The sequence below is a fragment of the Shigella sp. FC1544 genome (assembly GCF_001722145.1).
GTDB lineage: Bacteria > Pseudomonadota > Gammaproteobacteria > Enterobacterales > Enterobacteriaceae > Escherichia > Escherichia coli.
Genome location: NZ_MECT01000290.1, coordinates 1 through 1,503 on the forward strand (window position 1 = coordinate 1; position 1,503 = coordinate 1,503).

The window sequence follows — 1,503 nt, forward strand, 5'->3', positions numbered from 1 at the left end:
AGGGGGAAATGCGCACGCTGATGCCCTCATCCCGGCCCTCTCCCACAGGGAGAGGGAGAAAACATTAAACGGAGCCAAACATGCAAACCATCACCATCGCCCCACCCAAGCGTAGCTGGTTCTCGCTTCTGAGCTGGGCCGTTGTTCTCGCCGTGCTGGTCGTCTCGTGGCAGGGCGCGGAAATGGCCCCGCTTACGCTGATTAAAGACGGCGGCAACATGGCAACCTTCGTTGCCGACTTCTTCCCGCCCGATTTCAGCCAGTGGCAGGATTACCTCACCGAAATGGCCGTCACGCTGCAAATCGCCGTCTGGGGCACCGCGCTGGCAGTGGTTCTCTCCATCCCCTTCGGTCTGATGAGCGCCGAAAACCTGGTGCCGTGGTGGGTTTACCAGCCCGTTCGCCGCCTGATGGATGCCTGCCGCGCCATTAACGAAATGGTCTTCGCCATGCTGTTCGTGGTCGCCGTCGGTCTCGGCCCGTTCGCTGGCGTGCTGGCGCTATTTATCCACACCACCGGCGTGCTCTCCAAGCTGCTTTCCGAAGCGGTGGAAGCGATCGAACCCGGCCCGGTAGAAGGCATTCGCGCCACCGGCGCCAACAAGCTGGAAGAGATCCTTTACGGCGTGCTGCCACAGGTAATGCCGCTGCTGATCTCCTACTCCCTCTATCGCTTCGAATCCAACGTCCGCTCGGCGACCGTCGTCGGCATGGTCGGTGCAGGCGGGATCGGCGTCACCCTGTGGGAAGCGATTCGCGGTTTTCAGTTCCAACAAACCTGCGCCCTGATGGTGCTTATCATCGTCACGGTCAGCCTGCTGGATTTCCTCTCTCAACGGTTGCGTAAGCACTTTATCTGATAAGCGAGGCATTGATATCTATGCACTTGTCTACACATCCGACCAGCTACCCAACACGCTATCAGGAGATAGCCGCAAAACTTGAGCAGGAGCTTCGTCAACACTATCGCTGCGGCGACTATCTTCCCGCCGAGCAGCAGCTGGCGGCGCGCTTTGAGGTAAATCGCCACACCCTGCGCCGCGCCATCGACCAACTGGTGGAAAAAGGCTGGGTACAGCGCCGTCAGGGCGTCGGCGTGCTGGTGCTGATGCGCCCGTTCGATTACCCGCTCAACGCCCAGGCGCGTTTTAGCCAGAACCTGCTGGATCAGGGCAGCCATCCCACCAGCGAAAAACTGCTGTCGGTGCTGCGCCCGGCATCTGGTCACGTCGCTGACGCGCTGGGGATAACCGAGGGGGAGAACGTCATCCACCTGCGCACCCTGCGCCGGGTCAACGGCATCGCGCTCTGTTTAATCGACCACTACTTTGCGGACCTCACCCTTTGGCCGACGCTGCAACGCTTCGACAGCGGCTCGCTGCACGATTTTCTGCGCGAGCAAACGTAAGCGTCAACGGAGCACCGTATTGACGCTTATTTATTGGTGAGTGCTACGTTCCATGGCAGGAGTTCGTCAACACGGTTGGAAGGCCATTCCGGCAG

General features: G+C 60.1%; 2 protein-coding genes and 1 pseudogene. 2 read left to right on the top strand and 1 reads right to left on the bottom strand.

The window, feature by feature from the left end:
* Positions 1-80 precede the first annotated feature (80 nt).
* Positions 81-860 carry a phosphonate ABC transporter, permease protein PhnE gene (gene phnE / locus BGK49_RS14460; RefSeq protein WP_001193503.1) on the top strand — a complete coding sequence of 260 codons (780 nt, stop codon included), beginning with the start codon at positions 81-83 and terminating at the stop codon, positions 858-860.
* Between the two features lie 20 nt (positions 861-880).
* Positions 881-1,405: pseudogene (phnF, locus tag BGK49_RS14465) on the top strand (phosphonate metabolism transcriptional regulator PhnF); the annotation flags it as partial.
* Positions 1,406-1,434: 29 nt separating this feature from the next.
* Here the strand turns inward: phnF and BGK49_RS31695 are convergent.
* A partial coding sequence (locus BGK49_RS31695) for a hypothetical protein (protein WP_369803596.1) occupies positions 1,435-1,503 on the bottom strand: 69 nt, incomplete at its 5' end.

What these genes read in the sequence shown, in the direction of transcription:
- phnE (WP_001193503.1), top strand. Translation starts at nt 81, where the DNA reads ATGCAAACCATCACCATCGCCCCACCCAAGCGTAGCTGGTTCTCGCTT.